Source organism: Streptomyces sp. NPDC041200, from assembly GCF_055591805.1.
Genome location: NZ_JBVIZF010000108.1, coordinates 1 through 4,301, shown reverse-complemented (window position 1 = coordinate 4,301; position 4,301 = coordinate 1). Strand labels below are relative to the sequence as shown.

1 protein-coding gene is annotated in these 4,301 nt (G+C 72.6%); it reads left to right on the top strand.

What is annotated here, in order from left to right; genetic code table 11:
- The coding region (locus ACZ6CL_RS42770) for an SDR family NAD(P)-dependent oxidoreductase (protein WP_468946954.1) at positions 1-4,301 on the top strand (4,301 nt) is incomplete at both ends.

The window sequence follows — 4,301 nt, the reverse complement described above, 5'->3', positions numbered from 1 at the left end:
CTGCTCACCGACCGGGTGAGCATCGCCGCCCTCAACGGCCCGTCGTCCGTGGTCATCGCGGGTGACGAGGACGCGGCGCTGGAGATCGCGGCGGGTTTCGAGGCGCGGGGCCGGAAGACCAAGCGGCTCACGGTCAGCCACGCCTTCCACTCGCCGCGTATGGACGGGATGCTGGACGCGTTCCGCGAGGTCGCGCAGGGGCTGTCGTACGAGGCCCCGCGCATCCCGATCGTCTCCAACCTGACCGGTTCCGTGGTGTCCGCCGAGGAGATCACCAGCCCGGACTTCTGGGTGCGGCATGTGCGGGAGGCGGTCCGGTTCCTGGACGGTGTCCGCGCGCTCGAAGCCCAGAACGTGACCACGTTCCTTGAGCTGGGCCCGGACGGTGTGCTCAGCGCCCTGGGGGAGGAGTGTGTTTCGGGGGCGGGTGCGGGGGCCTCCTTCGTACCGGTGCTGCGCAAGGGCCGTCCCGAGGCCGAGTCGCTGACGGTGGCGGTCGCGCGGGCGCATGTGCGTGGAGTGACGGTGGACTGGACCGCGTTCTACGCGGGCACCGGCGCCGAGCGGGTCGAGCTGCCGACGTACGCCTTCCAGCGCCGCCGGTACTGGCTTGAGGCCCCTCCGGAGGCAGCGGCGTCGGGCGCCCCGGCCGTGAACGTGGTCGACGGACGCTTCTGGGAGGCGGTGGAACGCGGGGACTGGGAGGCGCTCGCGGGTGAACTGCGGGTCGAGGGCGACCAGCCGCTGAGCGCGGTCCTGCCCGCCCTGTCGTCGTGGCGTCGTGAACAGCGGGAGCTGTCCACCGTCGACGGTCGTCTCTACAACGTCGTCTGGAAGCCCCAGACCCGTGTCCGGGGTGGGTCGTCGGAGACGGCCGCTCTGACGGGCACTTGGTTGCTGGCGGTTCCGGCGGGTCGTGGGGACGATCCCTGGGTTGCCGCCGTCGCTGATGACCTGGTGCGGCGCGGGGTGCGGGTGGTGCGGGCCGAGCTGGACACGGCGGACGCCGATCCGGAACTGCTCGCCGGGCACCTCGCGTCGGCGGCGGCCGATGGTCCGGTGGCCGGGGTCCTGTCGTTGCTGGGGATGGATGAGCGGCCGCATCCGGAGCATCCGGCGGTGCCGGTCGGTCTCGCGCTGACCGGTGCGCTGGTCGAAGCGCTGGACGAGCGGGACGGCTATGCCTCGGCGCGGGTGTGGTGTGCCACCCGGGGCGCGGTCTCGACCGGTGGTGCGGACCGGCTCGACAGCCTGACGCAGGCGCAACTCTGGGGCTTCGGCCGGGCCCTGGGGCTGGGGTGGCCCGAGCGCTGGGGTGGTCTGGTCGATCTGCCGGAGTCGCTGGACGGGCGTGCGCTGGACCGGCTCGCCGGTGTGCTCACCGGAGTGAGCGGCGAGGATCAGGTGGCGATCCGCGCTGCCGGGGTTTTCGTACGGCGTGCGGTGCGGGCTCCGCGTGACGCGGCCGCCGCGTCCGCCGAGCCGTGGACGCCGCGTGGCACCGTGCTGGTGACCGGCGGTACGGGAGCGCTGGGGCGGCATGTGGCCCGTTGGCTGGCCCGCAATGGCGCCGAGCGACTGGTGCTGCTCAGCCGCCGTGGCCCGGACGCGCCGGGCGCGGCCGAGATCGTGGCCGAACTGTCCGGCACCGACACCGCCGTGACCGTCGAGGCCTGCGATGTGGCCGACCGCGAGGCGCTTGAGGCGCTGGTGGAGCGGCTTGCGGCGGACGGTACGCCGGTGCGGGCCGTGGTGCACGCGGCCGGTGTCTCCCAGGAGCCCGGCACCGACGGGGACGTGGCGGAGTTCGCCCGCATCGTGGAGGCGAAGACGGCCGGGGCGATCCACCTCGACAGCATCTTCGACGAGTCGTCCGACCCCCTGGACGCCTTCATCCTCTTCTCCTCCATCGCCGGTATCTGGGGCAGCGGCGGCCAGGGCGCGTACTCGGCGGGCAACGCGTTCCTGGACGCGCTGGCCGAGCGGCGCCGGGCGCGTGGCCTGCCCGCGACCGCCGTGGCCTGGGGCCCGTGGGCGGACGGCGGTATGGCCGCCGAGGGCGACGCCGAGGAGCAGCTGCGCCGCCGTGGCCTGCGGGTGATGGCGCCGGACCTGAACCTGGTCGCTCTCCAGCGGGCCCTGTCCCGCCCGGAGGCCGTCGTGACGGTGGCGGACGTCGACTGGGACCTCTTCCTGTCGACGTTCACCGCTGTTCGGCCGAGTCCGCTGCTGGCCGAGCTGGCGCCGGTCCGGGACCTCGCCGGAGGGGACTCCGGCGGGCGTGGCGAGGGCGGTGCCGAGTCGGCTTCCGCGCTGGCCGGGCGGCTGCTCGGACTTCCCGAAGCGGAGCGGAAGCGCGCGCTGCTGGATCTGGTACGTACGCATGTCGCGGGTGTGCTGGGCCACGCCGATGTGGCGGAGGTCGGTGCCGAGCGGGCGTTCCGGGAGATCGGTTTCGACTCGCTGACCGCGGTGGAGCTGCGTAACGGTCTGAACGCGGCCACTGAGCTGCGGCTTCCGGCCACGCTCATCTACGACTACCCGACGCCGATCGCCCTGGCCGACCACCTGTTCACCGAGCTGCTCAGCGGGGACGTGGCCGGTGCGGACGGCCCGGCGGTCGCCGGGACCGTGGTGGCCGATGACGAACCGATCGCGATCGTGGCGATGAGCTGCCGGTTCCCGGGTGGTGTGGAGACTCCCGAGGAGCTGTGGCAGCTGCTCATGTCCGGTACGGACGCGATCTCGGGTATGCCCACGGACCGGGGCTGGGACCTGGAGGCGCTGTACGACCCGGACCCGGATCAGCCGGGCACCTCGTACGCCCGCGACGGCGGTTTCCTCGACGCCGCGGCGGAGTTCGACCCGACCTTCTTTGGGATCTCACCACGTGAGGCCCTTGCCATGGATCCGCAGCAGCGGTTGCTGCTGGAGACGTCGTGGGAGGCGTTCGAGCGGGCCGGGATCGACCCGGCGACGCTGCGTGGTTCGACGGCCGGTGTCTTCGTCGGTACCAATGGCCAGGACTATCTGTCGGTGCTGCTGGCCGGTGAGCAGGACGGCATCGACGGCCATGTGGGCACGGGCAACGCGGCCAGCGTGATATCGGGCCGACTCGCGTACACCTTCGGTCTGGAGGGCCCGGCCCTCACCATCGACACCGCCTGCTCCTCCTCGTTGGTCGCCCTGCACACGGCGGTCCAGGCGCTGCGGGCCGGTGAGTGCTCCATGGCGCTGGCCGGTGGTGTGACCGTGATGTCCACCCCTGGCGCGTTCATCGAGTTCAGCCGTCAGCGGGGGCTGGCGCAGGACGGCCGGGTCAAGGCCTTCGCGGCGGGCGCGGACGGCACGGGGTGGGGTGAGGGTGTCGGCATGCTGCTGGTGGAGCGGCTGTCGGACGCGCGGCGCAACGGCCACCCGGTGCTGGCGGTGGTGCGTGGTACGGCGGTGAACCAGGACGGCGCGAGCAATGGTCTGACGGCGCCGAACGGCCCGTCGCAGCAGCGGGTGATCCGGCAGGCGCTGGCCAACGGTGGTCTGTCGGCCTCTGACGTGGACGTGGTGGAGGCGCACGGTACGGGCACGGCGCTGGGTGACCCGATCGAGGCGCAGGCGCTGCTGGCCACGTACGGTCAGGACCGGCCGGAGGGGCAGCCGCTGTGGCTGGGGTCGGTGAAGTCGAACCTCGGCCATACGCAGGCGGCCGCGGGTGTCGCAGGTGTGATGAAGGTCGTGCTGGCGATGCGGCACGGTGTGCTGCCGCGGACGCTGCATGTGGATGAGCCGTCGCCGCACGTGGACTGGTCGGCGGGCGACATCGAGTTGCTGGCCGAGACCCGGCCGTGGCCGGAGACCGGTCAGCCGCGCCGTGCGGGCGTCTCCTCGTTCGGCTTCAGCGGTACCAACGCTCACGCGGTGCTGGAGCAGGCGCCGATTGTTGTTGAGGACGAGGCACCACGTGAGGCGGCGACGCCTGGTGTGACGCCGTGGGTCCTGTCGGCGAAGACCGCCGACGCGCTGCGTGCGCAGGCCGTGCGGCTCCGTTCGCACCTGGAGGAGCACCCGGAGATCGCTCCGAGCGACCTCGGTTACTCCCTCGCCACCACGCGCGCTGCGCTGGACCACCGTGCGGTGATAGTCGGTGACGACCGTGCCGCTCTTGACGCCCTGGCGCGTGGCGAGTCGGCTGCGGGGCTGGTCGAGGGCTCGGTGGCCGGTGGCCGGGTGGCGTTCCTGTTCACGGGGCAGGGGAGCCAGCGGCTGGGGATGGGCCGTGAGCTGTACGAGGCGTACCCGGTGTT